Here is a 25184-nt window from a genome sequence, read left to right as displayed (position 1 = left end):
CCAGCTCAAAATTTTTAACATTTTTGTATCAATTATGATCCAGGTACATTTCTGTCAAGTTGTGTGGGTGTTACTTTAAGGCCGCAGGTTAAACAAAACCTTACAAGACCTGTGGTTTTTACTTTAAGGACACCCTATGAAAACCTCTATATTCAAAAGCCTTTACTTTCAGGTCCTGACAGCGATTGCCATTGGTATTCTCCTTGGCCATTACTACCCTGAATTAGGCGCCCAAATGAAACCGCTTGGTGATGCCTTCGTTAAGCTCATCAAGATGGTCATCGCACCTGTCATCTTCTGTACTGTCGTTACCGGCATTGCAGGCATGGAAAGTATGAAAGCCGTAGGCCGCACCGGTGCGGTTGCACTGCTTTATTTTGAAGTGGTCAGTACGATTGCGCTGATCATCGGTCTTATCATTGTTAACGTGGTGCAACCCGGTGCCGGGATGAACGTCGATCCGGCGACGCTGGATGCCAAAGCGGTTGCGATTTATGCCGAACAGGCAAAAGACCAGGGGATCGTAGGTTTCCTGATGGATATTATCCCGGCGAGCGTCATTGGCGCGTTTGCCAGCGGTAACATCCTGCAGGTATTGCTGTTTGCAGTAATGTTTGGTTTTGCGCTGCATCGTCTGGGCAGCAAGGGCCAGATGATTTTCAACGTGATTGAAAGTTTCTCGCAGGTTATTTTCGGCATCATCAATATGATCATGCGCCTGGCGCCTATCGGTGCTTTCGGTGCTATGGCCTTTACCATCGGTAAATATGGCGTCGGAACGCTGGTGCAACTGGGTCAGCTAATCATCTGCTTCTACATCACCTGTATTCTGTTTGTGGTGCTGGTGCTGGGTTCAATTGCGCGCGCAACCGGCTTCAGTATCTTTAAATTCATCCGCTATATCCGTGAAGAGCTGCTGATCGTTCTGGGTACTTCTTCTTCCGAGTCTGCGCTGCCGCGTATGCTCGATAAGATGGAAAAACTGGGCTGTCGGAAGTCGGTTGTCGGATTGGTTATACCCACGGGCTACTCGTTTAACCTTGATGGGACATCAATCTATCTGACTATGGCGGCGGTGTTTATCGCTCAGGCGACCAACAGCCACATGGATATCTTCCATCAGATAACCCTGTTGGTGGTGCTCCTGCTCTCCTCAAAAGGTGCAGCGGGTGTGACCGGGAGTGGCTTCATTGTTCTGGCCGCGACTATCTCTGCGGTGGGGCATTTACCGGTTGCTGGCCTGGCGCTGATTCTTGGTATTGACCGCTTCATGTCTGAAGCCCGTGCGCTGACCAACCTGATTGGTAACGGTGTTGCAACTGTCGTTGTGGCTAAATGGGTGAAAGAATTGGATACCAAAAAGCTGGATGACACGCTGAATAATCGTGCGCCGGATGGCAAAACGCACGATTTATCCTCTTAATCTCGTCACTTATGCCCGTAGTCCCTTCCAGGACTGCGGGCGTTTGCGCATAATTACCCCCTGTGCCTGAAACCGTCGATTCGGCGGCTCGGGATTTTTTCACTTCTTCCGTGACATTTTTATGTTCTCGCGGTCTAACACGAAGTGTTTTTAACGTCATATTCAGAGAGTCCTTTCGAGGGCTGTCTTTTTATTTCCAGGATAGTTGATCAGGGGTTCACATGCAGGGCACAAAAATTCGACTTTTAGCGGGCGGCTTGCTGATGATGGCCACTGCCGGCTATGTGCAGGCAGATGCGCTCCAGCCTGATCCAGCGTGGCAACAGGGCACGCTGGCAAATGGTTTACAGTGGCAAGTGTTAGCCACTCCCCAGCGTCCGAGCGACCGTATTGAGGTTCGCCTGCTGGTCAATACCGGTTCACTCACCGAAAGTGCGCAACAGAGTGGTTTCAGCCATGCGATCCCGCGTATCGCGCTGACGCAAAGCGGTGGCCTCGATGCCACGCAAGCCCGTTCACTGTGGCAGCAGGGGTTCGATCCCAAACGTCCCATGCCGCCGGTTATCGTTTCCTACGATTCCACGCTGTATAACCTCAGTCTGCCTAACAGCCGTAACGACCTACTGAAAGAGTCACTTTCTTATCTGGCAAATATCTCCGGTAAACTGAGCATCACCTCTGAAACGGTCAATCATGCGCTGAGTAGCGAAGACATGGTTGCAACCTGGCCGTCAGATACCAAAGAAGGGTGGTGGCGTTACCGTCTGAAGGGATCGACCCTACTGGGGCACGATCCTGCCGATCCGCTGAAAACGCCGGTAGACGCGTCGAAAATTCAGTCTTTCTACCAGAAATGGTATACCCCGGACGCGATGACGCTGATCATCGTCGGTAACGTTGATGCACGCAGCGTAGCTGAGCAAATCAATAAAACCTTTGGCGAGTTAAAAGGAAAACGCGAAACGCCTGCACCGGTTCCCACGCTCTCTCCGCTGCGAGCAGAAGCCGTGAGTATTATGACCGATGCGGTACGCCAGGATCGCCTTTCCATCATGTGGGACACGCCATGGCAGCCGATCCGTGAATCTGCCGCGCTGTTACGTTACTGGCGCGCTGATTTAGCCCGTGAGGCGCTGTTCTGGCACATTCAGCAAGAGCTAACCAAAAACAATGCCAAAGACATTGGCCTCGGATTTGACTGCCGGGTGCTGTTCCTGCGCGCGCAGTGCGCGATTAACGTTGAGTCGCCGAACGATAAGCTGAACGCCAATCTGGGTACGGTTGCGCGTGAGCTGGCGAAAGTGCGTGATAAGGGACTGCCGGAAGAAGAGTTCAATGCGCTGGTAGCGCAAAAGAATCTGGAACTGCAGAAGCTGTTTGCCACCTATGGTCGTACCGATACCGATATTTTGATCAGCCAGCGTTTGCGCTCGCTGCAAAATCAGGTGGTGGATATTGCGCCTGAACAGTACCAGCGTTTACGCCAGAGCTTCCTCAACAGCCTGAGCGTTGAGATGCTGAATCAGGACCTGCGTCAGCAGCTGTCGCAAGATATGGCGTTAATTCTGCTGCAGCCGAAGGGTGAACCTGAATTCAATATGAAGGATCTGCAGGCGACGTGGGATAGCATTATGGCGCCCGTTACCGCAGCGGCAACGTCTGTTGAAACGGATGAATCACACTCTGAAGTGACGGATATCCCGCCTGTACAGTAAAGGGTATCGTAACCTGTAAGCCGGGCAAGCGAAGCGCTCCCGGCTTACCCAGTGCCGGATGCGGCGTTAACGCCTCATCCGGCCTACAGGAACAATAAATTATTGCGGCATGGCGTCGCGGGGGATAATCGCCCCACGATGCTGAATGACGGTGCTTGCCGTCAGGTGGCCTCGTTTTGCGGCTTCGGCAGCATCGCCACCGGTCAGACGGACCGCCAGATACCCGGCGCTGAAGGAGTCTCCGGCCGCAGTGGTATCGATCACTTTCTCTTTCGGTAGTTTAACTGCCGGAACGTCGATCAGTTCTTCGCCTGCAATTGAAACCAGGCAAGAGTCTGCGCCACGCTTCACAACCACTTCCTGAACGCCAGCAGCGTGAGTACGGGCAATTACCTCGGCAACGGGTTTTTCACCCCACAGTGCGTCTTCATCGTCCAGCGTCAGGAATGCGATATTGGTGCATTCCAGCATCTGCTGATACACCTGCTGGGTTTCTTCTTTGCTGCTCCACAGACGTGGGCGGTAGTTATTGTCAAAAATGACCTTTCCGCCGTTGGCACGGCATTCACGCAGCAATGACAGCAGCTTGTCACGGCTTGCCGGGCTTAAAATCGCCAGGCTGATTCCGCTCAGATACAAGTAGTCAAATGTCGCCAGTTCTTCGCAAATCGCGACAGACTGCTCGCTCTCCAGCCAGAATTTTGCGGCGGCTTCATTACGCCAGTAATAGAAGGTGCGCTCGCCAGTGCTGTCGGTCTCAATGTAGTAGAGACCTGGCAGGCGGTTTTCCATGCGCTGGGTTAATGAAGTGTCTACGTTTTCACCCTGCCAGGACTCCAGCATTTGTTGGCTAAAACTGTCGGTACCCAGTGCAGTCACATAGTGTACGGAAAGTGCCGCCGCATCGACCTGACGGGCGATATAAACGGATGTATTCAACGTGTCGCCACCGAATCCGCGCTGAACGTCAGCGCCTTTCTGTGACAGCTCAATCATGCATTCGCCAATCACGGCAATCTTTCTGGACATAGTCGTAACCTGCTCTGAAAAAAATTAGCGTTAGTGTGCGCTGTGGGTGTTAAGTGGTCAACTATATTAAAACATCGTTCCATTATTTTTTTGAGCCAGCACGTGTTCTGCGTTGTTTTTGCCGCTTAGTTTTTATTTTTGCGCACAGCTGAACGTAAAGTTCTTCGTCTGAGCGCCGATAACCTTTGACGAGTCCGGTCAGTCACACTCTTATTTACAGGACATCTCAGATGATAAAGCAGGTTACCCAGCAGCTCATTACGCCCGATGCGAGTATTGAAAGCTTGCTGGAAAGACGCTATTGGCTGCAGTGCGAGCGTGCTTACACCTACCAGCCAATTTACCAGACCAACGGAAGGCTGATGGCCGTTGAACTGCTGACCGTCGTGAGCCATCCTGATAACCCTTCACAACGTATTGCACCAGACCGCTATTTTGCTGAAGTGGCTGTACGGCATCGTGTTGAAGTAGTGAAAGAGCAACTTCTGCAGCTTGAGCTGAAAGGGGGCTTTTTCAGAGCCAACAACCTGCTGGCTTCAGTGAATGTCGATGGACCAACACTCATTGCGATGCGTCAGGATCCCGAAATCCTGAAAATCATTGAAGGCCTGCCGTGGCTGCGTTTTGAGCTGGTGGAACATATCCGCTTGCCGAAGGGGTCGTCGTTCGCCTCAATGTGCGAGTTCGGCCCGCTCTGGCTGGATGACTTTGGTACCGGAATGGCGAACTTCTCGGCGCTTAGTGAAGTGAGTTATGACTATATCAAAGTGGCGCGGGATCTGTTCGTCATGCTGCGCAAGACGCCGGAGGGACGTAATCTCTTCACACTACTATTACAGCTCATGAACCGCTATTGCCGCGGTGTCATTGTCGAAGGTGTTGAAACGCTGGAAGAGTGGCGCGATGTGCAAAACTCACCGGCTTTCGCTGCGCAAGGCTATTTTCTCTCTCGTCCAGTGCCTCTGGATACGCTTGAAGAGGTGATCCTGTCGCTTTGATGAGGGCGTAGTGCACCTCCTTTTCATCCTGCTGGACTATCTTTAGGACAGGCAAGGAAGGAAGTAAGGAGGTTAGACATGACGAGAACAGGTAAAATAACCACTTCAGTAATAGGGGTTTTCTTGTTGTTGATCGTCGTACTCATCATTGTGATTGCGACATTTGACTGGAACCGGCTCAAACCGACCATCAACCAGAAAGTCTCTACAGAACTCAACCGGCCCTTTGCTATACGGGGTGACCTGGGCGTGGTTTGGGAACGCCAGAAGCAGGAAACTGGCTGGCGTAGCTGGGTTCCTTGGCCGCATGTTCATGCTGAAGATATTATCCTCGGCAACCCGCCAGATATTCCCGACGTCACCATGGTGCATCTGCCGCGTGTTGAAGCTACGCTCGCCCCGCTGGCACTGCTGACAAAAACCGTCTGGCTCCCGTGGGTCAAGCTGGTCAAACCCGATGCGCGGCTGATCCGCCTGTCGGAGAAAAACAATAACTGGACCTTTAACTTAGCTGGGGACGAAAACCGCGATCCTGATGCGCCGCCATCCGCATGGTCTTTCCGGCTGGATAACATTCTGTTCGACCAGGGACGTATCGCCATTAACGATAAGGTGACGAAGTCGGAGATTGAGATCCTGGTCGATCCGCTGGGTAAACCGTTACCCTTTAGCGAAGTGACCGGCGCAAAAGGTAAAGAGAGCAACGCTCGCGTCGAGGACTACGTGTTTGGGCTGAAAGCGCAAGGGCGATATAACGGCGAACCGCTAAGCGGTAGCGGAAAAATAGGCGGAATGCTGGCGCTGCGTGGCGAAGATACGCCTTTCCCGATTCAGGCTGATTTCCGTTCGGGCAATACGCGCGTAGCGTTTATCGGCACGATAAACGATCCGATGAATATGGGCGGGGCGGATCTGCGGCTTAAATTCTCGGGAGATTCGCTAGGGGATTTGTACGATTTGACCGGCGTACTGCTCCCGGATACGCCGCCGTTTGAAACCGACGGACGTCTGGTGGCGAAAATTGACCCGGAAAAATCCTCTGTTTTTGATTATCGCGATTTCAATGGCCGTATTGGCGACAGCGATATTCACGGAACGCTGGCCTACACCACCGGTAAGCCGCGACCCATGCTGAAGGGCGATGTGGAATCACGCCAGCTGAGGCTGGCCGATTTGGGGCCGCTGATCGGGGTGGATTCAGGCAAAGGGGCGGAACGGGCAAAACAATCTGAACAGCGCAAAGGTGAGAAGAGCGTTCAGCCTGCGGACAAGGTCTTGCCGTATGACCGTTTTGAAACCGATAAATGGAACGTGATGGACGCTGACGTGCGTTTCAAAGGACGGCGTATTGAGCATGGCAGTAGCCTGCCGATCAGCGATCTCTCCACTCATATCATCCTGAAAAATGCTGACCTGCGCCTGCAACCGCTGAAATTTGGTCTTGCGGGAGGCAGCATTGTCTCCAGCATCCATCTGGAAGGGGATAAAAAGCCGATGCGGGGACAGGCGTATATTCAGGCGCGGCGGCTGAAGCTAAAAGCGCTGATGCCCGATGTGGAACTGATGCAGAAAACGCTCGGTGAAATGAACGGGGACGCCCGGTTTAGCGGAAGTGGAAACTCGGTAGCGGCGCTGCTGGGTAACAGCAATGGCAACCTGAAACTGCTGATGAATGACGGCTTGATCAGCCGGAATCTGATGGAAATTGTGGGCTTGAATCTGGGGAACTATCTTGTCGGGCAGATATTTGGTGATGACGAAGTGCGGGTGAACTGCGCGGCGGCGAATCTGGATATTGTTAACGGCGTGGCGCGTCCGCAGATTTTTGCTTTCGACACGGAAAACGCAGTCATTAATGTCACTGGTACGGCGAGCTTTGCGTCGGAGCAACTGGATTTAACCATCGATCCGGAGAGCAAAGGGATTCGTATTATTACTCTGCGTTCGCCGCTGTATGTTCGCGGCACCTTTAAGAATCCGCAGGCTGGCGTGAAGGCCGGACCGCTGATTGCGCGCGGTGCGGTTGCTGCCGCATTAGCCACGTTAGTTACTCCCGCGGCAGCCTTGTTGGCGCTGATTTCGCCGTCAGAGGGTGACGCGAATCAGTGCCGGACGATCCTGTCACAGATGAAGAAGTGATGTCTGGCCGGATGTTTATCCGGCCTGGATTTCATGCTCAACCCAGGCCGGAAAAGGTAGTTACACCGCATCCGGCAAAAGAATTACAACGACTGATGGCGGGTTTCGTGGGTCAACAGCAGTGCAATCAGCGTCAATGCCGCCATCGATGCCAGATACGTACCAACAGCCGCCAGACCATAATTCGCCTGCAACCATGCAGCGATGTATGGGGCAACCGATGCGCCGAGAATCGACGAAACGTTGTATGAGAACGACGCCCCCGTGTAGCGCACTTCGGTCGGGAACAGCTCCGGCAGCAGTGCGCCCATCGGGCCAAATGTCAGACCCATCAGGCTTAAGCCCAGCAACAGGAAGGCGAACACCAGCACCGGATTGCCAGAGCCGAGCAGCGGTTTAAAGGCAAACAGCGCAAACAGAATGATCAGCGTGGTGATGATGAGCATGCTCTTGCGGCGACCAAACGCATCGGCCAGCAGGCCCGCCACCGGCACCATGACGCCAAAACCAATGACCGCCATCATCAGCATCCACAACACTTCATTACGCGGCAGGCCAAGCCCTACAGGCGCTGCGGCGGTACTGAACGTCATCGAATAGACGGTCATGATATAGAACAGCGTATAGGTCGCCAGCATGATGAACGTGCCGAGGATCGTCACGCGAACATGTTTTGTCAGTAGAGTACCCAGCGGGATTTTCACCTGTTTTTTCGCCGCGGCTACTTTGGCGAAAACCGGGGATTCATGCAATGAAACGCGGACGTACAGACCGATAATCACCAGCACCGCGGAGAAGATGAACGGTACGCGCCAGCCCCAGCTCATGAACTGTTCGTCGGTCAGCAGCCAGGAGAGCAGCAGAAAGGTACCGTTGGCGAAGAAGAAACCGATAGGCGCGCCCAGCTGAGGAAATGATCCGTACAGCGCGCGTTTGCGCGGTGGCGCGTTTTCCGTCGCCAGCAACGCTGCGCCGCCCCATTCACCGCCCAGACCTAAACCCTGACCAAAACGCGCCAGCGCCAGCAGCAGTGGGGCGAAAATGCCGATAGTTTCATAGCCCGGCAGCAGGCCAATGACGACTGTCGAGATCCCCATGGTAAGCAGTGAAGCAACCAGCGTGACTTTACGGCCGACGCGATCGCCGAAATGTCCGAACACCGCGGAACCGATTGGTCGGGCCACAAAGGCGATAGCAAAAGTGGCGAGGGACTGTAGCGTAGCCGCGGTCGGATCCCCCTGCGGGAAGAAGATATGCGGGAACACGATCACCGCGGCGGTGGCGTAAATATAGAAGTCGAAGAACTCAATGGCGGTGCCAATGAGCGAGGCGACGACAACTTTATTGCGCGAGTTGACCGGGGTGTGTTCCTGTTCGTTGTCGAGTGTTGTGGCTGTTGCTTGCATAATATTTTCTTATTTTTGGCCGAACGAAAGGTCATATTACGCACAGCAAAAGAGACATTTCAATCTGTAACAAACTTTGAGATTGGTCAAAAACAGAGCAAAAAGGGGATAATTTTTAGGCTTGAGATTTCACTTCCATGAAATGCTTCACACAATTTAAAACTTGGATGATAAAACTGGTTTTTGGTTAAATAAAAGTTACGGGTTGGATTTATTCACTAAATCAGTGAGAGCGGGCGGCATTATAATTGCCGGATGGCGCTACGCTTATCCGGCCTACAAAACTCTCCCGTAGGCCAGATCAGCGCAGCCCCATCCGGCCAGTTAACAAAGATTAGCGGTGTGTTTTCCCCGGCATACGCGGGTCGTCTTTGTATTCCGCCGTGGCAATCCAGGCTGCGCAAAACAGGGTCAGACGAGCGAAGAAGTAGAAGAACGCCATCAGTCCAAGCACGGAACCAAATGCCGCGCCCGACGGCGACTGCACCAGTGATGGCAGCGTATACGTCATGATCATTTTGATGACTTCAAACCCCAGCGCCGCGATAAAGGTACCGCGTATGAGCGCTTTCTTACGCGGTCGGTGACGCGGTAGCCGCCAAAAAATCCAGAAGAACAGCAGGTAGTTGGCGAAAATAGAGATGGTCAGGCCGATCAGTCGCCAGGCGGGCTTCAGCCATTCGATACCGTCGAGATACAGCGCAGAGATAATCATCTGCTGGGCGGAACCGGCGATAGAGGTAATGGACAGAGTAACAATCAGCGCAACCAGTAAGCCAATCAAGGAAACAAAATCACGCAGATATTTGACCCAAATTTTTTCCTGATCCTGCGGCGTACGTTCCCAAACATCCCGCGACTGGGCACGAATCGCTTCGCGCAGGTTCCCCATCCAGTTAATGCCGGAATAGAGCGCGATACCCAGCCCAACCAAACCTACGGTCGTACGCTGCTGAACGGCGGTATTGATGGTGTTTTTCAGCGTAGAGGCGAGCGTCGGATCGCTGACGTTCAGCAGAATCTTGCTGAAGATATCCTGCAACAGCGTAGGGTGCGAAGCGAGAATAAAACCCGCGGCGGCAAACGACACCATCAGGATTGGGATCATCGACAGAAACGAGAAGTAGGTAATGGCGGCGCCAAACTGATTTCCCATACGATCGTTAAACCGCTCTGCGGCACGAATAAGATGGGCGATGATGGGCTGGCGTTGAATTTTATCAGCGAAGGTCAGCGCGGTTTTCAGCGCCTGGTTCGCTTTAGCGTTTTTCTCCGGCGCGGCGGAGGCTGATTTATGTTCTGGCGTAGGGTGTTTTGCGTCTTGTTCCTGCGTCATCCGATCGGTTGTCCTTATTTTGTTCACTCATGACATTATAGCCTGCTCAGGGGCGCATCCTGAAAAATGGACTAATCCACATAGTCTTTCATCACGCCAGTCAGCCATTCCATAAACAGATGTATCCGGCGGGAGAGGTTGCGCCGATGCGGATAAAGTAAAGAGACTGGCATTGGCTCGGCGCGATATTGCGGCAACACTTCGACCAGCGTACCGGCGCGCAGGGCATCACGCACGCCAACGCGCGGCACCTGAATAATGCCCAGACCGGCAAGGCATGCCGCGTGATAGGTTTCGGTACTGTTTACCGTTAGCATGCCGCCGGTTTTAACCCATTGCGTGCCGTTTTCTGTCGCCACTTCGAAACCTTGCGCACGCGTTCCCAAATTGACCGAGTAATGCACCACTGCATGCGAGGCAAGATCCTCCAGATTTTCCGGATAACCAAAGCGGGCGAGGTATTGCGGGCTGGCGCAGTTAATCTGCGTGAGTTTCCCCAGCGGGCGCGCAATCAGCCCTGAATCTTTCAGCGTACCCACGCGTACCACACAGTCGAAACCTTCGCGGATCAAATCCACCAGACGGTCGCTGCTGCTGAGTTCGAGTTCAAGGCCCGGATACTGATGCAAAAAGCTCGGTAAGCGGGGCATCACCAGGTTTCTTGCTACACCGACCGGCATATCAACGCGCAGCTTGCCGCTGATGCTGGACGGATCGTGATGGAACAGCCCATCCAGCTCATCCAGATTACTCAACAGATCTTTCGCGCGTTCGTAATAGATCATGCCGTCTTGCGTGAGCTGAACGCGGCGTGTTGTGCGATGCAACAACTGCGTGCCCAGATGATTTTCCAGAGCCTGGATCTGGCGCGATACGCTACCTTTAGGAAGTCCGAGGGTGTCTGCCGCGCGCGAAAAGCTCTCCAGTTCTGCGACGCGGATGAATAACTGCATTGCGTGAATTTTATCCATTCTCATGCCCTATTGTTGTTCTAAATGAAACAGTAATGCGCAGTTAGCAGTATTTATTGTTCTTCTATCACCTAATAAGCTTTGTCTCAATCTTCACAACACCTGAAATGAGGTTTCTTATGACGCAACGTATCGCATTGGTGACTGGCGGCGGCCGTGGACTCGGTAAAAACGCGGCGCTGAAGCTGGCGAGTAAAGGAATCGGTATTATCCTGACGTGGAACAGCAATGAAAAAGAAGCGCAGCAGGTTGTGGATGAAATACGGCAATCTGGCGGTAAAGCGGCGGCATTACCGTTGAATGTCGGTGATATTTCTACGTTCCCTCACTTTGTTCAACAGGTGCAGGGAACGTTACAAACGCAGTGGCAAAGTCACGCGTTTGATTATTTATTGAACAATGCCGGAATCGGCATTAACGCACCGTATCCGGCATTTACTGAAGCGCAATTTGACCAACTTTTGAACATCCAGTTTAAGGGCCCCTTTTTCCTGACGCAGAGCCTGCTACCGCTGATGAATAAAGGTGGTCGCATCCTCAATGTCTCGACCGGACTTGCCCGCTTTGCGCTACCGGGTTACAGCGCATACGCAGCCATGAAAGGTGCGATGGAAGTGTTAACCCGTTATCAGGCAAAAGAGCTGGGAGAGCGCGGCATAACGGCGAATATTATTGCGCCAGGCGCAATAGAAACGGATTTTAGCGGCGGAAATGTGCGGGATAATGCGCAATTGAATGCGTACATTGCATCGCAAACGGCGCTGGGACGCGTTGGTTTGCCGGATGATATCGGCGATGCCATTGCTGCGCTGCTTAGCGATGAACTGGCCTGGATGACGGCACAGCGTATCGAGGTATCCGGCGGAATGTTCCTGTAAACCCATAAGGTGCTTATTCAACAGGGCACGGCATGCGTTGAATAAGCACTTAATGCTGGATTGTATTTTGTAACAGATTTATCCATTGTCGTAGATATCTTATTTTTAGCTAAAAATATAAAATCATATTAATTAATATTCATTGTCTTATCATGAGCGTCGAATATTAAGACTTTCCCTAATTTTCGAACCTGTTTTTGCTCCTTTGTATGATCCTTCGGGTTGAGCTGTAACTATTCATAACTTCTGCTTCTTTCTTCTCCGTCTATCGGTAAAATGGCCCCCCGCCAAATGGTGACTTCTTATTTTACCCTATGGGTAATACCCTTCCGCATGTTAAGGCTAATATCCTATTCGGATGGAGATAAATAATGCAGGTAGTAATGTTTGACAGGCAGTCAATATTTATTCATGGAATGAATGTAAGTTTGCAGCAACGTATTCCAGGAGTGGATGTTCAGGGTGTCAGTCAGGCAGATGAACTTTGGCTGACGCTGGAAGATAAACCCGAGGCATTAGTTATATTGGATGGCGACCTTGATGCTGAGTTCTGCTGTAGCTTGCTGCAACAGATAGCAGAGCGCTTTGCGATGGTGAAGGTGCTGGTGACCGCAACGGACTGCCGTAAAAAATGGCTGCAAGAGGTCACTAAACTGAACGTGCTGGCCATTGTTCCGCGCGATTCTGACGCGGAAACCTTTACGCTGGCCCTCAATAGCGTCGCGATGGGTATGATGTTTATCCCCAGAGACTGCATAACCGCTACCGAAAGCGGTGGGCAAAATATCAGATTGCTCAGCGCACGTCAGCGGGAGATTTTGACCATGCTGGCCGCCGGAGAATCTAATAAACAAATTGGTCGACTGTTAAATATCAGTACCGGAACGGTAAAAGCCCATCTTGAATTGTTGTACCAGCGCCTGGAGGTAAAAAACCGTACGCAGGCGGCAATGATGTTAAACAACACCATTTACTAGGAACATATTTCACAGTCAGAATATTTCTGGCTGTGAAATAAAAACCGGCCAGATATTTTTAGCGCAAAATTGGGTAATTCCCACGCTGAATATCCACGTAATTAATACTTCCAGCTGAAACCTGTCTTTTATTTGCGTCATTTCCTTATGGATGAATGCCTCGCAGATACTCATATCTGCGAGCAGCAATGTTTCTGCCTGCATCACCGTAATTGGGGTATCAAAGGATTCATTGGCGGTGATTTCGTGCCCGTAGCCAATGACCCAGATGCCTTTTTTGTCCTGATACTTTTCCAGCGACAGGCCCTGCCATTGCTTAATAAATGCAATACAGGCGGGCGTGAAATGCGTCGAACGCAGCGGCATAATCATCTCTGTGCAAAGAGACCTATTCTAAAAAAAACACGCCGTTACGCTAGTTGCCTGACAGCCAGTATTTACCGCAAAACGACCTATGCCGTGGGCGGCTGATATTCCTGTTTTAACAGACCAAAAATCCAGTCATCGTGCCAGGTATGATGTAGCCAGTAGCTTGCGCGTAGCGTGCCTTCATGAATGAACCCGACCTTTTCCAATAGACGCCGTGAGGCTTCGTTTCCTGCGGTGACACAGGCGGTCAGTCGCCGCAGACCGCCGCAGGCAAATGCGTATTCACACACGGCATGCAGAGATTCAGCGCCATACCCTTTACCCTGCGCCTGTGGGGCGAGCAGAAAGCCAACCTCGGCACATTCATTGCTCTCCTGAATGTATCCAGTCACGCCAAGCGGTGCTCCCGATGTCTTATCGCACAGGAGCAGACATAGCCAGTGCGGGCTGCCGGGAAACCATTCAGGCAGGCGGGAGTCGAAGGCTGTCCGTATTTCCTCTTCAGTACGTGCGTCAGCGACAAAGCGCATCACATCTGGGTTCTGCTGTAGCGTTAGGAAGAACGTCCAGTCATTTTCTGTCAGTGGGCGGCAGAGCAGACGTGATGTTTGCAGTACAGGCACAGGCTTATCTCCAGAATAATTTTCAATGATTGTGCGGAAGTCACTGTAAAACTTATTTATTTGCTATATGAATGTGTTCTAGTCTACATCGGCACAACGTTGCGTTTAAAAAAGATAATTACATACCATTGTGAGGCCGCACGTTTTGGGTCCTTTTAGGGAAGATGATGACCAATAGCGCGTTACAAGCGACATGTACACCCTTCGAACATTGTCTGGGGATTATCCGCCAGGCGTCGGTAGAAATATTACTGCTGCTAGGCGTACATGCCGCAGAAGGCAAAGACCCACGGTGGTTTCTCGAACAACTGGATCAGGCACGACTGAATCTGGGCGGCTGGGGGGCTGTCGCCAGACGGTTGCAGATGAATGATGCGCAATTGAGCCAGTTCACTCTGCGGCTACGTCATCTTCAACAGAGTGTACCCCAATATGAAAATGGCCAGGACGTCAGTGAAAACCAGCTGATTTCAGCGCTGCGCTTTGTGGCTTCTCTGGAACAATTACGCCAGCAACAGCCCATCCTGAAGTATCAAACCGAAATTGCACCTGTGGAGCCGGATGCTCAGATGCGGGCGCAGCGTCAACTTCGCGCAATAGAATTAACCCTCAAATCTCTGATTGCACGGGTATGGCCGGATCAACATCCTCTCAACAGCTTTCTGAAACAGCACTTTGGTGGTGAACGTCTGCGTCGCTGGCTAAAGTTGGGCGAAGGACGAGATGCGCTGGACGGTATGATGTTTAGCGAGTTGGCGCTGATGGTCGTCGATAAGAAATTATTCGTTCGCCACTTTACGCAGATTTTTAACGATACCTCAGTGCTCATGTCATTTGTTGAGCCGCGCATCACGCTACGCATGTTTTTGGATGATTGCCGCCTGGCTCGTAACTGCGTTATCGCGCAGCAGCCGCTGACGTCGGTACAACTGATGTTGCTGGACTACCAGTACCGACAGATAACTCATCCTGTGCAACGGGCATTTGAAGAACGGCGTACGCGCATTAATCCTGCGTCGTATTTGGAATCTGATGAGGCCATGGTCCGCCAGTTTTGGGAAACAGCAAAGCAAAAAGACGAGCAAGCGGGAGGCGATAAGCATGAAATCGCAGACAGTATTGATCCGCCGGAAAAGCGGGCCAAGCGCACTGCGGAAGAACGTGAACAGCTGATTTCCGGTATGTTGTGGGTAGCGGTCGGCGTGATGGTGCTGGCGATTTCGCTGGGTGCGTTCTGGTTATTCACTTCGCCAGCGCCACAGGCGTCTTCCGGACAATCCGTTGAAATTGTGCAGGAGGAACCGCGACGCGATGCCCCCAGCGCACGGGAGGCGGTGACCCGAATGGGCATCACCTGGGATGCCTTTAACATGCGGGCGGCTATCGATCGCAATGACATCCGCGTGACGTCACTGTTCCTGCAGGGCGGGATGGACTGGAAGCTGGCGTGGACGGAGCAGGCGTTTTCGGCGGGCAATACTGAGGTGTTGAGACTGCTGCTGCGTTACCCTTCGCAGATGGATGAAAGCAAACCATGCCGACAGTTTATGACTACGCTCAGCCATGCGATGTCGAATGGGGCATCGCTCACTTCGCTGCATAAAAGTTATCTGCAAAGTTTTTGTTCCGTGCCTGCGGTCGTTGCGCGTCAGCAATATGATCTTGAGCAGGCCGAGCTGCGTGTTCGCGCCCAGCCAAGCCCTGAGAACAAGAAATGGCAGAAAATTCACGCCGAGCTGTACGATGCAATTAACTGACAGCCTGATGACTCAGATCGTCAGCCGCTAGGGTTCGCCATACAAACCGATGAGTCGGCGTACCACGCCATTGGTCCAGCCAAAGCCGTCCTGCAACGGATATTCCCCGCCGCCGCCTTCGCGCGGCGCGGCGTCGGCTATGTGGTATTTTTCGATAAGCTTGTGGTGTTCCTGATAAAATACATTCACCGTTTTCAACCAGTTACGGGCGATTTCATCCCCGAGATGGTCGTCACCGTACAGTTTGAAGCCCTGGATCGCCATCCACTGCAGCGGCGCCCAGCCGTTGGGTTTATCCCATTGTTCCCCGGTTTCATGCTCCGTGGCTAAAATGCCACCGGGCGTGAGCAGGCGACTGCGAACCGCGTTAGCAAGCCGATCGGCTTGTTCATGCGTTGCCATACCGACATACAGCGGCACAATACTGGCGGCAGAGAACAGGGCCATTTGTTCGCGCCGCCAGTCGTAATCGCGATAGCAGCCGTTTTCATCGTCCCAGAGATAGCGGTTTACCGCATCACGACGATCGCTGGCTTTCTGGCGAAACAGCGCTTCCGTTTCTTTGTCACCTTTTAGCGCGGAAATATTGGCGATAGTGCTTTCCAGCTTGTAGAGGAATGCGTTCAGGTCAATTGGGATGAACTGCGTGGTGCGTATGCTGGCAAGGCGGCCTGCGTCGCGCAGCCAGCGCGATGAATAATCCCAGCCAGAAGCCGCGCCCGCGCGTAAATCCCGATACACTTCATTGGGCGGGCGACCCGAATGCTTGGCGGTCTCGACGTCTTCAAGCCATGACTCATCGCGCGGCGTATCACGATCGTCCCAATAGCGGTTAAGTAGAGAGCCGTCCGACATTCTGATCACGTGGCGGTAGGCCTGGTTGAGTACCAGGGAATCGGCGCCATCCATCCAGAACGCGTACTCCATTTTTAGATGATCAAGGTAACGACGCGCGCCGCGTACGCCATCTTCTTCAAACAGTTCCACCATCAGCGCAAATACCGGCGGCTGTGAGCGACTCAGATAGTAAGTACGGTTGCCGTTCGGGATGTGACCATAGTTTTCAATCATCCAGGCAAAGTTATCTGCCATACATTTCAGCAAATCTTCGCGGCCGCTCTCTGCCAGACCCAGCATGGTAAAGTAGGAATCCCAGTAGTATGTTTCGCTAAAACGCCCGCCTGGCACAATGTATGACTGCGGTAACGCCAGCAGCGAGGACCAGGGAATGTGATCCTGCGGCTCGCGCGTCAGCACCGGCCACAGTTGATCGATATGCTCTTTCAGCGAACTTTCCGGGTCAGAAACGTATTCGCTGGAGGGCGTTTCCGGGAGCCAGAAATGGTTCTCGACGAAGCGTCGCAGATCGAAGTCCCGATGGCGTTTAACCTTGCGATAGCGAATTAAAATGTCGAGCGGGTCCATTTTGGGCGCACAATCTGGGAAGGTTTTACTATCCGCAAACAGTTTGGATGACTGGACGTGTTCGAACAGTTCGAGATAACGATCGGCAGGAGTTAACGCATCTGAAGCGGGAAGCCCTTCAATCATCTCCGGCTCAGGCTCCGCCTCAATCATTTCACCCAGCTTTAACTCGCACGGATCCATTTCATAAAGCAGATCGATGTCGATCGTCATTTCTTCAGAAGGGGCGTGGGGTAGTTTCTGGTTGAGCATAATGAGAAAGACCTCCGATGGACGTTGAAAGATTAAGGCTATTGCCCGGTCGTCAGTTAAGCGTAGACACTCGCTTCGGTGTCGGGTGAGTAAAGCGTGCGGTTGATCACGTTTTAATGTTGAGCAAAATTTAAAGAATCAGACTATCCCAATGAAAATAATGGATAATTCAAAATTCTGCATGATCTGAATATATTCCATTTTCAGAGCATTCGATTGCAACGAGGTGTGAACAAAGACAGGTAGCGCCTTATCTCTATAATAGGCGCAGGCTATTCTATTGATAGTTCTCCTCCATGTAATTGCTTGATACTTATCAAAATAGTAATCCCCTTATTTCCTATGATGGTCAGGTCTGACAAAGACTGTGCATTAATTATTCTAATTTTTCTGGGTCACAATAACTCACAACGGTGAGGGTAAAATAATGAAAATCATTACCCGTCTTACCGCGATTGCCATAGCTGGCGTCGTGATTTGTTATTTTGGATTATCCGGTTATGTGTGGTATCACGATAATCAACGTAGCAAACAGGCTGATGTTCAGGCCTCTACGCTGGAAGAAAATAATAAGGTATTAGGATTTTTACGCGAAAAAGGATGCGATTATTGTCACACGCCTTCAGCTGAATTACCTTTCTATTCTTCTTTTCCTGCCGCTAAGCAGTTGATGAATTACGACATTCAACTGGGATACAAATCATTCAATCTTGAAGCCGTTCGTGCGGCGCTGGTCGCAGATAAACCCGTTTCGCAAAGCGACCTGAATAAAATTGAATGGGTGATGCAGTACGACACCATGCCGCCAACGCGATATACCGCGCTGCACTGGGCCGGGAAGGTCAGCGATACGGAGCGAGCCGAGATCCTGGGCTGGATTGCGAAACAGCGTGAGCAGTATTACGCCAGTAACGATACCGCCGCGCAGCATCGTAATGAACCGGTACAACCGATACCGGAAAGCATCCCAACCGATGCCCGCAAAGTAGCGCTTGGCTTTACGCTTTACCACGACCCGCGTATTTCAGGTGACAGCACGATTTCTTGCGCGCATTGCCACGCCCTGAATGCAGGCGGCGTGGATGGCCGGAAAACGTCGATCGGCGTAGGCGGCGCCGTTGGCCCGATTAATGCGCCGACGGTGTTTAACTCGGTCTTCAACGTTGAACAATTCTGGGATGGTCGTGCGCCAACATTGCAGGCGCAGGCAGGCGGCCCGCCGTTGAACCCTATCGAAATGGCGTCTAAATCCTGGGATGAAATTATCCAGAAACTGGATAAAGATCCGCAATTGAAGCAAGAGTTTATCGCGGTTTATCCGCAGGGATTCAGCGGGGATAATATTACCGATGCGATTGCTGAGTTTGAGAAAACGCTAATTACGCCAAATTCGCCGTTTGATAAATGGCTACGCGGTGATGAAGCGGCGTTAACTGCTCAGCAGAAACATGGCTATCAATTGTTTAAAGATAATAAGTGTGCGACCTGTCATGGCGGTATTATTTTAGGCGGGCGCTCATTTGAGCCATTGGGGTTGAAAAAGGACTTTAATTTCGGTGAGGTCACTGCCGCAGATATTGGCCGCATGAACGTCACTAATGAATTACGTGACAAGCTGCGTCAAAAAGTCCCGGGCTTGCGTAACGTTGCGCTGACCGCGCCTTATTTCCATCGCGGTGATGTGCCTACGCTCGATGGTGCGGTAAAACTGATGCTGCGTTATCAGGTGGGTAAAGAACTGCCGCAGGAAGATATCGACGATATCGTGGCGTTCCTCGAAAGCTTAAACGGCGTGTATACGCCATATATGCAGGGTAAATAACCTCTGGCGTTATCCAGCCTGACGCGTTTTGCAGGCTGGATGATTTTTCTCCATGAACCGGTATAACATGCCTGCTCGGTTACAACAGCACGTCGATATCGGGTGATGAGTTAAGCAATGTATTCCTATTCTTCCTGCACATAGTTTGCTTGTGCTTGCGCAAATATTTCTTCAGAGGAAACGAGAGCATGGTACCCCTGACCTTCAGGTTGAATAACAATCTTCAACGATTGATAAAGGGGAACGCTGTTGTCTTTTTTGTTCTGGCCGATGACGGCACCGGGCGCAAAAGGCGCAACTGCACAAGCGAAAGCCTGAACCATTTTCTCGCGACTCGCGTAATGTGACTTCTTAATGCTGAGGGCGTTACTGATGATAGCGCTGTCAATCATTGTTCCGGTCAACCAGTCACATGATGAAGAGTAACCTGCACACCAGCGCAAACCACTTCCCTGAGTGTACTCTTTCAACAGCTGAGTTTTGGTTCCTGCAAAACACGATCCCAGCATCAACCCACTGATGTTATTGTCTGCGGCTTTTTCACTGACTGCTTTTAGAATATCTTTCAGCAAAATGCCGCCAATGTGTGATTCGCTACCATGCGCTGCGACGTAAACAATTGTATTGCGAAAAACCTGCATACACAGGCACTCAAGGGCAATTTCGAAACTCTTCTTATTGTAGAAATTTAGAAAATAGACCTCAGTGTCGCCCTGGAGTCTGGCGATTCCTTGAATAAATGGAACGACCGAAGAACGATTGGAATCATGGTCATCCAGTTTCCAAGGGGATTCAATGACCAGGATACAATTACTGCTTTTACTTTTTGGCATGAAATATACACCTAAGTGAAATTATTCTTTTTTGTTTGTGTAATAACTGTGTTTTTGAACTTTTATATCGTTACGCAACTCTGCAAATAACTGGATAAAAACGGTCTTGTTTCCAGGTAGCTAAACAGGTCATTTAAAGGTCCCTCTTATTTGTTATCTGTCCGGATAACGTCACAATTATTGGAATCTTTATGAACCTTAACGCTAAGCGTCAGGGGATTACCCCTTTGTGTTTGCAAAATACTCGTGAGAAAAATACTTTGCAACATCAAGGAGATAAATCCACGCAATTTGCTGTGAATGGCTTGCAAGAACACCAGCAATTCATAGATCAGCATATTCAGAGTCAGCCTGTAAAAGCGATATTCTTTCGCAGTAATTTAATTAATAGTAGTTTTAATAATATTCTTTTCGCAAATTTAACTCTGAATCGTTGTTATCTTGAAAATCTTATTTTCGAAGATTGTGTCATGCGGAATGTTTGGTTTTCATACTGCGTGATCGTACAGCCTGTGGTTCTACGACGTTGCAATGTGGCGGGAATGCGTCTGCTGAATGTGCATCGGAGGATGTTTGTTTTTGAAGAGTGTACCGGTGTCGGGGAATTGCTCATTTCCTGACACCGGTCATTCAGATTAACGCATGGTAACGAACTCTTCTGCCGCTGTTGGGTGAATCGCAACGGTGTTATCAAAGTCTTTCTTGGTTGCGCCCATTTTCAGCGCCACCGCGAAGCCTTGCAGCATTTCGTCCATGCCAAAACCGATGCCATGAATACCAACAATCTTCTCTTCCGGACCCACGCAAACCAGCTTCATACGGCACGGCTGACGGTGTGTGGTGACAGCGGTATACATCGCGGTAAATGATGATTTATACACTTTCACCTGGTCATCGCCGTGCTGTTCGCGAGCCTGCTGCTCGGTTAGGCCCACGGTGCCAATTGGCGGGTGGCTGAAGACCACGGTCGGGATGTTGTTGTAGTCCAGATGCTCGTCCGGTTTGTTGTTAAACAGACGCTCGGACAGGCGACGGCCCGCGGCAACGGCAACCGGCGTCAGCTCAACGGCACCGGTATTGTCGCCGACGGCATAAATACCCGGCACGCTGGTGTTCTGGAATTTATCAACGACGATGTAGCCTTTTTCGTTGGTTTTCACGCCGGTAACAGCCAGATTGAAGTTGTCCGTTTCTGGCTCACGACCAATCGCCCAAATCAGGCAGTCTACCGTTTCGCTACGACCATCTTCCAGTTGCAGGGTCAGGCTGCCGTCAGCGTTTTTAACAACCGCTTTTGGAATCGCGTGAGTATGCAGAGTCGGGCCTTCGGCGTTCATTACCTCAACCAGCGTGTCGACGATCATCGGGTCAAAGCTACGCAGCGGCGCGTGTTTGCGTACGAACAGGTGCGTTTGGGCACCCAGGCCGTTAATCACACCAGCCAGCTCAACGGCAATGTAGCCTGCACCAACAACAGCCACGCGTTCTGGTAACGCTGGCAGCTCAAAGAAACCATTAGAATCAATACCGTATTCCGCGCCAGGGACAGCCGGGCGACTCGGGCGACCACCAGTGGCAATCAAAATATGATCGGCAGTGATGATTTCACCATTCACTTCAACGGTTTTTGCATCAACGAAGCGCGCAAAGCCTTTGATCACATCGACATTATTTTTTCCCAGCACGTTGTCGTACGAGGTATGAATACGATCGATATAAGCGGTACGCGTGGCGATCAGTTTATCCCAGTCGAACTTATTGATGGTGGTGTCGAAACCGTAATCCGGACCGTACATGTGGATCGCTTCGCGGACCTGTGCGGCATGCCACATCACTTTCTTCGGTACGCAGCCAACGTTAACGCAGGTGCCGCCTAACTCTTTGGCTTCAATCAGTGCGCATTTTTGACCGTACATTGCTGCACGGTTAATGGAGGCAATACCGCCGCTGCCGCCGCCAATAGCGATGTAATCATAGTGCTTGGTCATGACCGCTCCTTTATGTTCATTGTAGGGCGGAGAAGCGTTACGCCATCCGCCAAAATATTCGCGATTGTATACCTGATATTAAAAGGTTCCACCGATGGCTGCGATTACTCCGGCACTATCCAGCTTACGGAAGTATGCCCGGTTCCTGTCGGAACCAGTTTGCTGTGCAACCACGGCAGGACGTTGTTCATCTGCTGCTCCAGCTTCCACGGTGGGTTAATCACAATCATGCCGGATGCCGTCATGCCGCGCTGATCGCTGTCCGGGCGTACTGCCAGCTCAATTTGCAGAATTTTGCGGATGCCGGTGTCTTCGAGATCGTGGATCATGCGCTTGATTTGTTGGCGCAGAACCACTGGATACCACAACGCATAGGTGCCGGTCGCGAAACGTTTGTAGCCTTCGTTAATACCGGTCACTACTGCCTGGTAGTCGCTTTTGATTTCGTAGGGTGGATCGATAAGGATCAACCCACGACGGGAAACCGGCGGTAATTTTGCTTTCAGCTGCTGATAACCATCGGCTTTGGCCACGCGAGCGCGCTCATCTTTCTGGAATTCGCCGCGCAGCAGAGGGAAGTCGCTCGGGTGCAGTTCAGTTAATTGCAGACTGTCCTGTTCGCGCAGCAGCTGGCGAGCAATTAACGGAGAGCCTGGGTAGTAGCGCAACTGACCGCTACGGTTGAAGTGCTGCACTACGCCAATGTAGGGTTCCAGTTCGGCAGGCAAATCGTCCTGCTGCCAGATACGGGCGATCCCTTCCAGGTATTCACCGGTGCGTTCGGCATGCTCACTGCTCAGCTGATAACGGCCAGCACCAGCATGGGTGTCCAGATAAAGAAACGGTTTTTCTTTCTCTTTGAGCGATTCAATGATCAGGCTCTGAACGGTGTGTTTAAGGACGTCGGCGTGGTTGCCTGCGTGATAACTGTGGCGATAACTGAGCATGGGTAATGAAATTCCGCTGAAATGACGATTTGCCACAGTTTACAGCAGATCGACACGGATTACCCGTAGGCCCGGTAAGCGCAGCGTCACCGGGCGTCTTTCCATCACGGTTAGCATTGAAATCCTCTACACTTAACCCCATTGTACAAATTAATATGCACAGCGCCGGATACGCGCTTCATTCACTCTTTTCAACAGGACCGCGCTAATGACCAATCCATTGCTGACTCCCTTCGAACTGCCGCCGTTTTCTAAAATTCAGCCAGAGCACGTTGTGCCTGCCGTCACTAAGGCGTTGAACGACTGTCGCGAGAATGTGGAGCGCGTAGTCGCACAGGGCGCGCCGTACACCTGGGAAAACCTCTGCCAGCCGTTGGCGGAAGTTGACGATGTGCTGGGGCGTATTTTCTCTCCGGTTAGCCACCTGAACTCGGTGAAAAACAGCCCGGAACTGCGTGAAGCCTACGAACAAACGCTGCCGCTGCTGTCTGAATACAGTACCTGGGTTGGACAACATGAAGGCCTGTACAAAGCGTACCGCGACCTGCGTGATGGCGATCATTACGCCACCCTGAACACCGCACAGAAAAAAGCGGTTGATAACGCGCTGCGCGATTTTGAGCTTTCTGGTATTGGTCTGCCGAAGGAAAAACAGCAGCGCTATGGTGAGATTGCCACCCGCCTGTCTGAGCTCGGCAACCTGTACAGCAATAACGTCCTCGATGCTACGATGGGCTGGACCAAGCTGGTGACCGACGAAGCGGAACTTGCCGGGATGCCGGAAAGCGCGCTGGCCGCCGCAAAAGCGCAGGCTGAAGCCAAAGAGCAGGAAGGCTATCTGTTAACCCTGGATATCCCAAGCTACCTGCCGGTGATGACCTACTGTGATAACCAGGGGCTGCGTGAAGAGATGTATCGTGCATACTCCACGCGCGCATCTGACCAGGGGCCAAACGCGGGCAAATGGGACAACAGCCCGATAATGGAAGAGATCCTCGCGCTGCGCCACGAACTGGCACAACTGCTGGGCTTTGAAAGCTACGCCTTTAAATCTCTGGCTACCAAAATGGCGGAGAACCCGCAGCAGGTACTCGACTTCCTGACCGACCTGGCGAAACGTGCCCGTCCGCAGGGTGAGAAAGAGCTGGCTCAGCTGCGCGCCTTCGCGAAAGCGGAATTTGGTGTTGATGAGCTACAGCCGTGGGATATCGCTTACTACAGCGAGAAACAAAAACAGCACCTCTACAGCATCAGCGACGAGCAGCTGCGTCCTTACTTCCCGGAAAACAAAGCCGTTAACGGTCTGTTTGAAGTCGTTAAACGTATTTATGGCATCACCGCCAAAGAGCGCACCGATGTGGACGTCTGGCATCCGGAAGTTCGTTTCTTCGAGCTGTACGATGAAAACAACGAGCTGCGCGGCAGCTTCTATCTTGATCTGTATGCCCGTGAACACAAACGCGGCGGGGCGTGGATGGACGACTGTGTCGGCCAGATGCGTAAGGCAGACGGCACATTGCAAAAGCCGGTCGCTTACCTGACCTGTAACTTTAACCGTCCGGTGAACGGCAAACCGGCGCTGTTCACCCACGACGAAGTGATCACCCTGTTCCACGAGTTCGGCCACGGTCTGCACCATATGCTGACCCGTGTCGAAACCGCGGGCGTTTCAGGTATCAACGGTGTGCCATGGGATGCGGTCGAACTGCCGAGCCAGTTTATGGAGAACTGGTGTTGGGAGCCGGAAGCGTTGGCGTTTATCTCTGGTCACTTTGAGACCGGTGAGCCGCTGCCGAAGGAACTGCTGGATAAAATGCTGGCGGCGAAAAACTACCAGGCAGCGCTGTTTATTCTGCGTCAACTGGAGTTCGGTCTGTTTGATTTCCGTCTGCACGCGGAGTTTAACCCGCAGCAAGGGGCTAAAATCCTCGAGACGCTGGCGGAAATTAAAAAACAGGTCGCCGTGGTGCCGGGCCCAACGTGGGGCCGCTTCCCGCATGCCTTCAGCCACATTTTTGCTGGTGGCTACGCAGCGGGTTACTACAGCTATCTGTGGGCAGACGTACTGGCGGCAGATGCCTTCTCTCGCTTCGAAGATGAAGGGATTTTCAACCGTCAGACCGGACAATCGTTCCTCGATAACATCCTCACCCGTGGCGGTTCTGAAGAGCCGATGGAACTGTTCAAGCGCTTCCGTGGCCGCGAGCCACAGCTGGATGCAATGCTGGAGCATTACGGGATCAAAGGCTGATTTACCCGTCATACTTCAAGCTGCCTCTTCGGCAACTGCGCTCAC

The 25184-nt window shown here is 51.9% G+C and carries 20 protein-coding genes; 10 read left to right on the top strand and 10 right to left on the bottom strand.

Translation table 11 applies throughout. The annotated features are described in order from the left end of the window. The first annotated feature begins 136 nt into the window (after nt 1-136). Together dctA and BZK40_RS05905 are read left to right on the top strand one after the other, a co-directional pair. Nucleotides 137-1423: a C4-dicarboxylate transporter DctC gene (dctA, locus tag BZK40_RS05915; protein WP_008786411.1), complete on the top strand. Its 1287-nt coding sequence runs from the start codon at nt 137-139 to the stop codon at nt 1421-1423. 221 nt (nt 1424-1644) lie between these two features. Continuing rightward, a complete protein-coding gene (locus BZK40_RS05905; RefSeq protein WP_079934326.1) occupies nt 1645-3138 on the top strand; it encodes a M16 family metallopeptidase in 1494 nt (497 codons plus the stop codon). Between the two features lie 99 nt (nt 3139-3237). On the opposite strand, the gene kdgK is transcribed toward BZK40_RS05905, so the two are convergent. Beyond that, nucleotides 3238-4167, bottom strand: a complete 930-nt coding sequence (kdgK, locus tag BZK40_RS05900; RefSeq protein ID WP_079934325.1) for a 2-dehydro-3-deoxygluconokinase — start codon at nt 4165-4167, stop codon at nt 3238-3240. Nucleotides 4168-4397: 230 nt separating this feature from the next. On the opposite strand from kdgK, the gene pdeH reads away from it, so the two are divergent. Both pdeH and BZK40_RS05890 read left to right on the top strand, forming a co-directional pair. Beyond that, nucleotides 4398-5165 (top strand): cyclic-guanylate-specific phosphodiesterase, encoded by a 768-nt coding sequence (gene pdeH, locus BZK40_RS05895; RefSeq protein WP_079934324.1) that lies wholly within the window; start codon nt 4398-4400, stop codon nt 5163-5165. Between the two features lie 78 nt (nt 5166-5243). After that, a complete protein-coding gene (locus BZK40_RS05890; RefSeq protein ID WP_079934323.1) occupies nt 5244-7304 on the top strand; it encodes an AsmA family protein in 2061 nt (686 codons plus the stop codon). An 83-nt stretch (nt 7305-7387) separates the two neighbouring features. Here the strand turns inward: BZK40_RS05890 and BZK40_RS05885 are convergent, their stop codons facing one another. From BZK40_RS05885 to BZK40_RS05875, 3 genes are all read right to left on the bottom strand, one after another. After that, nucleotides 7388-8710 (bottom strand): MFS transporter, encoded by a 1323-nt coding sequence (locus BZK40_RS05885; protein ID WP_003023312.1) that lies wholly within the window; start codon nt 8708-8710, stop codon nt 7388-7390. Nucleotides 8711-9044: 334 nt separating this feature from the next. Further along, nucleotides 9045-10046 carry an inner membrane protein YhjD gene (gene yhjD, locus BZK40_RS05880; protein WP_048215344.1) on the bottom strand — a complete coding sequence of 334 codons (1002 nt, stop codon included), beginning with the start codon at nt 10044-10046 and terminating at the stop codon, nt 9045-9047. 71 nt (nt 10047-10117) lie between these two features. Next, entirely contained in the window at nt 10118-11017 is a 900-nt protein-coding gene (locus BZK40_RS05875; RefSeq protein WP_079934322.1) for a LysR family transcriptional regulator, read from the bottom strand. A gap of 119 nt (nt 11018-11136) precedes the next feature. Here BZK40_RS05875 and BZK40_RS05870 point away from each other — a divergent pair, with 119 nt between their 5' ends. Then, nucleotides 11137-11895: an SDR family NAD(P)-dependent oxidoreductase gene (locus tag BZK40_RS05870; RefSeq protein ID WP_079934321.1), complete on the top strand. Its 759-nt coding sequence runs from the start codon at nt 11137-11139 to the stop codon at nt 11893-11895. Nucleotides 11896-12266: 371 nt separating this feature from the next. Next, nucleotides 12267-12872, top strand: a complete 606-nt coding sequence (locus BZK40_RS05865; protein ID WP_079934320.1) for a helix-turn-helix transcriptional regulator — start codon at nt 12267-12269, stop codon at nt 12870-12872. 15 nt (nt 12873-12887) lie between these two features. Here BZK40_RS05865 and BZK40_RS05860 read toward each other — a convergent pair whose 3' ends face one another. Continuing rightward, nucleotides 12888-13238 carry a glycoside hydrolase family protein gene (locus BZK40_RS05860; RefSeq protein ID WP_079934319.1) on the bottom strand — a complete coding sequence of 117 codons (351 nt, stop codon included), beginning with the start codon at nt 13236-13238 and terminating at the stop codon, nt 12888-12890. Between the two features lie 86 nt (nt 13239-13324). Beyond that, complete coding sequence (locus tag BZK40_RS05855; protein WP_008786402.1) at nt 13325-13864, bottom strand: GNAT family N-acetyltransferase; 540 nt, start codon at nt 13862-13864, stop codon at nt 13325-13327. 167 nt (nt 13865-14031) lie between these two features. Here BZK40_RS05855 and BZK40_RS05850 point away from each other — a divergent pair, with 167 nt between their 5' ends. After that, nucleotides 14032-15621: an STY4199 family HEPN domain-containing protein gene (locus BZK40_RS05850; RefSeq protein ID WP_008786401.1), complete on the top strand. Its 1590-nt coding sequence runs from the start codon at nt 14032-14034 to the stop codon at nt 15619-15621. Nucleotides 15622-15648: 27 nt separating this feature from the next. Here BZK40_RS05850 and BZK40_RS05845 read toward each other — a convergent pair whose 3' ends face one another. Next, nucleotides 15649-17298 carry an alpha,alpha-trehalase gene (locus BZK40_RS05845; RefSeq protein ID WP_079934318.1) on the bottom strand — a complete coding sequence of 550 codons (1650 nt, stop codon included), beginning with the start codon at nt 17296-17298 and terminating at the stop codon, nt 15649-15651. A 427-nt stretch (nt 17299-17725) separates the two neighbouring features. Here BZK40_RS05845 and BZK40_RS05840 point away from each other — a divergent pair, with 427 nt between their 5' ends. Further along, on the top strand, nt 17726-19120 hold the full coding sequence (locus BZK40_RS05840; protein WP_079934317.1) for a cytochrome-c peroxidase: 1395 nt from the start codon (nt 17726-17728) through the stop codon (nt 19118-19120). Nucleotides 19121-19245: 125 nt separating this feature from the next. Here BZK40_RS05840 and BZK40_RS05835 read toward each other — a convergent pair whose 3' ends face one another. Continuing rightward, nucleotides 19246-19953: a hypothetical protein gene (locus BZK40_RS05835; protein ID WP_079934316.1), complete on the bottom strand. Its 708-nt coding sequence runs from the start codon at nt 19951-19953 to the stop codon at nt 19246-19248. Nucleotides 19954-20144: 191 nt separating this feature from the next. Between BZK40_RS05835 and BZK40_RS05830 the strand changes: the two genes are divergently transcribed. Next, nucleotides 20145-20573, top strand: coding sequence for a hypothetical protein (locus BZK40_RS05830; protein ID WP_032945301.1), 429 nt, complete (start codon nt 20145-20147; stop codon nt 20571-20573). A gap of 15 nt (nt 20574-20588) precedes the next feature. Here BZK40_RS05830 and gorA read toward each other — a convergent pair whose 3' ends face one another. Together gorA and BZK40_RS05820 are read right to left on the bottom strand one after the other, a co-directional pair. Continuing rightward, entirely contained in the window at nt 20589-21941 is a 1353-nt protein-coding gene (gene gorA, locus BZK40_RS05825; RefSeq protein WP_057068834.1) for a glutathione-disulfide reductase, read from the bottom strand. Between the two features lie 104 nt (nt 21942-22045). Next, entirely contained in the window at nt 22046-22888 is an 843-nt protein-coding gene (locus tag BZK40_RS05820) for a 23S rRNA (adenine(2030)-N(6))-methyltransferase RlmJ (protein WP_003827459.1), read from the bottom strand. Between the two features lie 208 nt (nt 22889-23096). Between BZK40_RS05820 and prlC the strand changes: the two genes are divergently transcribed. Continuing rightward, nucleotides 23097-25139, top strand: coding sequence for an oligopeptidase A (gene prlC, locus BZK40_RS05815; RefSeq protein ID WP_095533110.1), 2043 nt, complete (start codon nt 23097-23099; stop codon nt 25137-25139). Nucleotides 25140-25184: the final 45 nt, after the last annotated feature.

This window comes from Citrobacter portucalensis (assembly GCF_002042885.1).
Taxonomy (GTDB): Bacteria; Pseudomonadota; Gammaproteobacteria; order Enterobacterales; family Enterobacteriaceae; genus Citrobacter; species Citrobacter portucalensis.
This window is presented reverse-complemented; position numbering and strand designations above follow the sequence as displayed.

What these genes read in the sequence shown, in the direction of transcription:
- BZK40_RS05870 (WP_079934321.1), top strand. Translation starts at nt 11,137, where the DNA reads ATGACGCAACGTATCGCATTGGTGACTGGCGGCGGCCGTGGACTCGGT.
- BZK40_RS05890 (WP_079934323.1), top strand. Translation starts at nt 5,244, where the DNA reads ATGACGAGAACAGGTAAAATAACCACTTCAGTAATAGGGGTTTTCTTG.
- BZK40_RS05840 (WP_079934317.1), top strand. Translation starts at nt 17,726, where the DNA reads ATGAAAATCATTACCCGTCTTACCGCGATTGCCATAGCTGGCGTCGTG.
- BZK40_RS05845 (WP_079934318.1), bottom strand. Translation starts at nt 17,298, where the DNA reads ATGCTCAACCAGAAACTACCCCACGCCCCTTCTGAAGAAATGACGATC.
- BZK40_RS05905 (WP_079934326.1), top strand. Translation starts at nt 1,645, where the DNA reads ATGCAGGGCACAAAAATTCGACTTTTAGCGGGCGGCTTGCTGATGATG.
- BZK40_RS05885 (WP_003023312.1), bottom strand. Translation starts at nt 8,710, where the DNA reads ATGCAAGCAACAGCCACAACACTCGACAACGAACAGGAACACACCCCG.
- BZK40_RS05850 (WP_008786401.1), top strand. Translation starts at nt 14,032, where the DNA reads ATGACCAATAGCGCGTTACAAGCGACATGTACACCCTTCGAACATTGT.
- prlC (WP_095533110.1), top strand. Translation starts at nt 23,097, where the DNA reads ATGACCAATCCATTGCTGACTCCCTTCGAACTGCCGCCGTTTTCTAAA.
- BZK40_RS05875 (WP_079934322.1), bottom strand. Translation starts at nt 11,017, where the DNA reads ATGGATAAAATTCACGCAATGCAGTTATTCATCCGCGTCGCAGAACTG.
- gorA (WP_057068834.1), bottom strand. Translation starts at nt 21,941, where the DNA reads ATGACCAAGCACTATGATTACATCGCTATTGGCGGCGGCAGCGGCGGT.
- BZK40_RS05830 (WP_032945301.1), top strand. Translation starts at nt 20,145, where the DNA reads ATGAACCTTAACGCTAAGCGTCAGGGGATTACCCCTTTGTGTTTGCAA.
- pdeH (WP_079934324.1), top strand. Translation starts at nt 4,398, where the DNA reads ATGATAAAGCAGGTTACCCAGCAGCTCATTACGCCCGATGCGAGTATT.
- kdgK (WP_079934325.1), bottom strand. Translation starts at nt 4,167, where the DNA reads ATGTCCAGAAAGATTGCCGTGATTGGCGAATGCATGATTGAGCTGTCA.
- BZK40_RS05860 (WP_079934319.1), bottom strand. Translation starts at nt 13,238, where the DNA reads ATGCCGCTGCGTTCGACGCATTTCACGCCCGCCTGTATTGCATTTATT.
- dctA (WP_008786411.1), top strand. Translation starts at nt 137, where the DNA reads ATGAAAACCTCTATATTCAAAAGCCTTTACTTTCAGGTCCTGACAGCG.
- BZK40_RS05820 (WP_003827459.1), bottom strand. Translation starts at nt 22,888, where the DNA reads ATGCTCAGTTATCGCCACAGTTATCACGCAGGCAACCACGCCGACGTC.
- yhjD (WP_048215344.1), bottom strand. Translation starts at nt 10,046, where the DNA reads ATGACGCAGGAACAAGACGCAAAACACCCTACGCCAGAACATAAATCA.
- BZK40_RS05865 (WP_079934320.1), top strand. Translation starts at nt 12,267, where the DNA reads ATGCAGGTAGTAATGTTTGACAGGCAGTCAATATTTATTCATGGAATG.
- BZK40_RS05835 (WP_079934316.1), bottom strand. Translation starts at nt 19,953, where the DNA reads ATGCCAAAAAGTAAAAGCAGTAATTGTATCCTGGTCATTGAATCCCCT.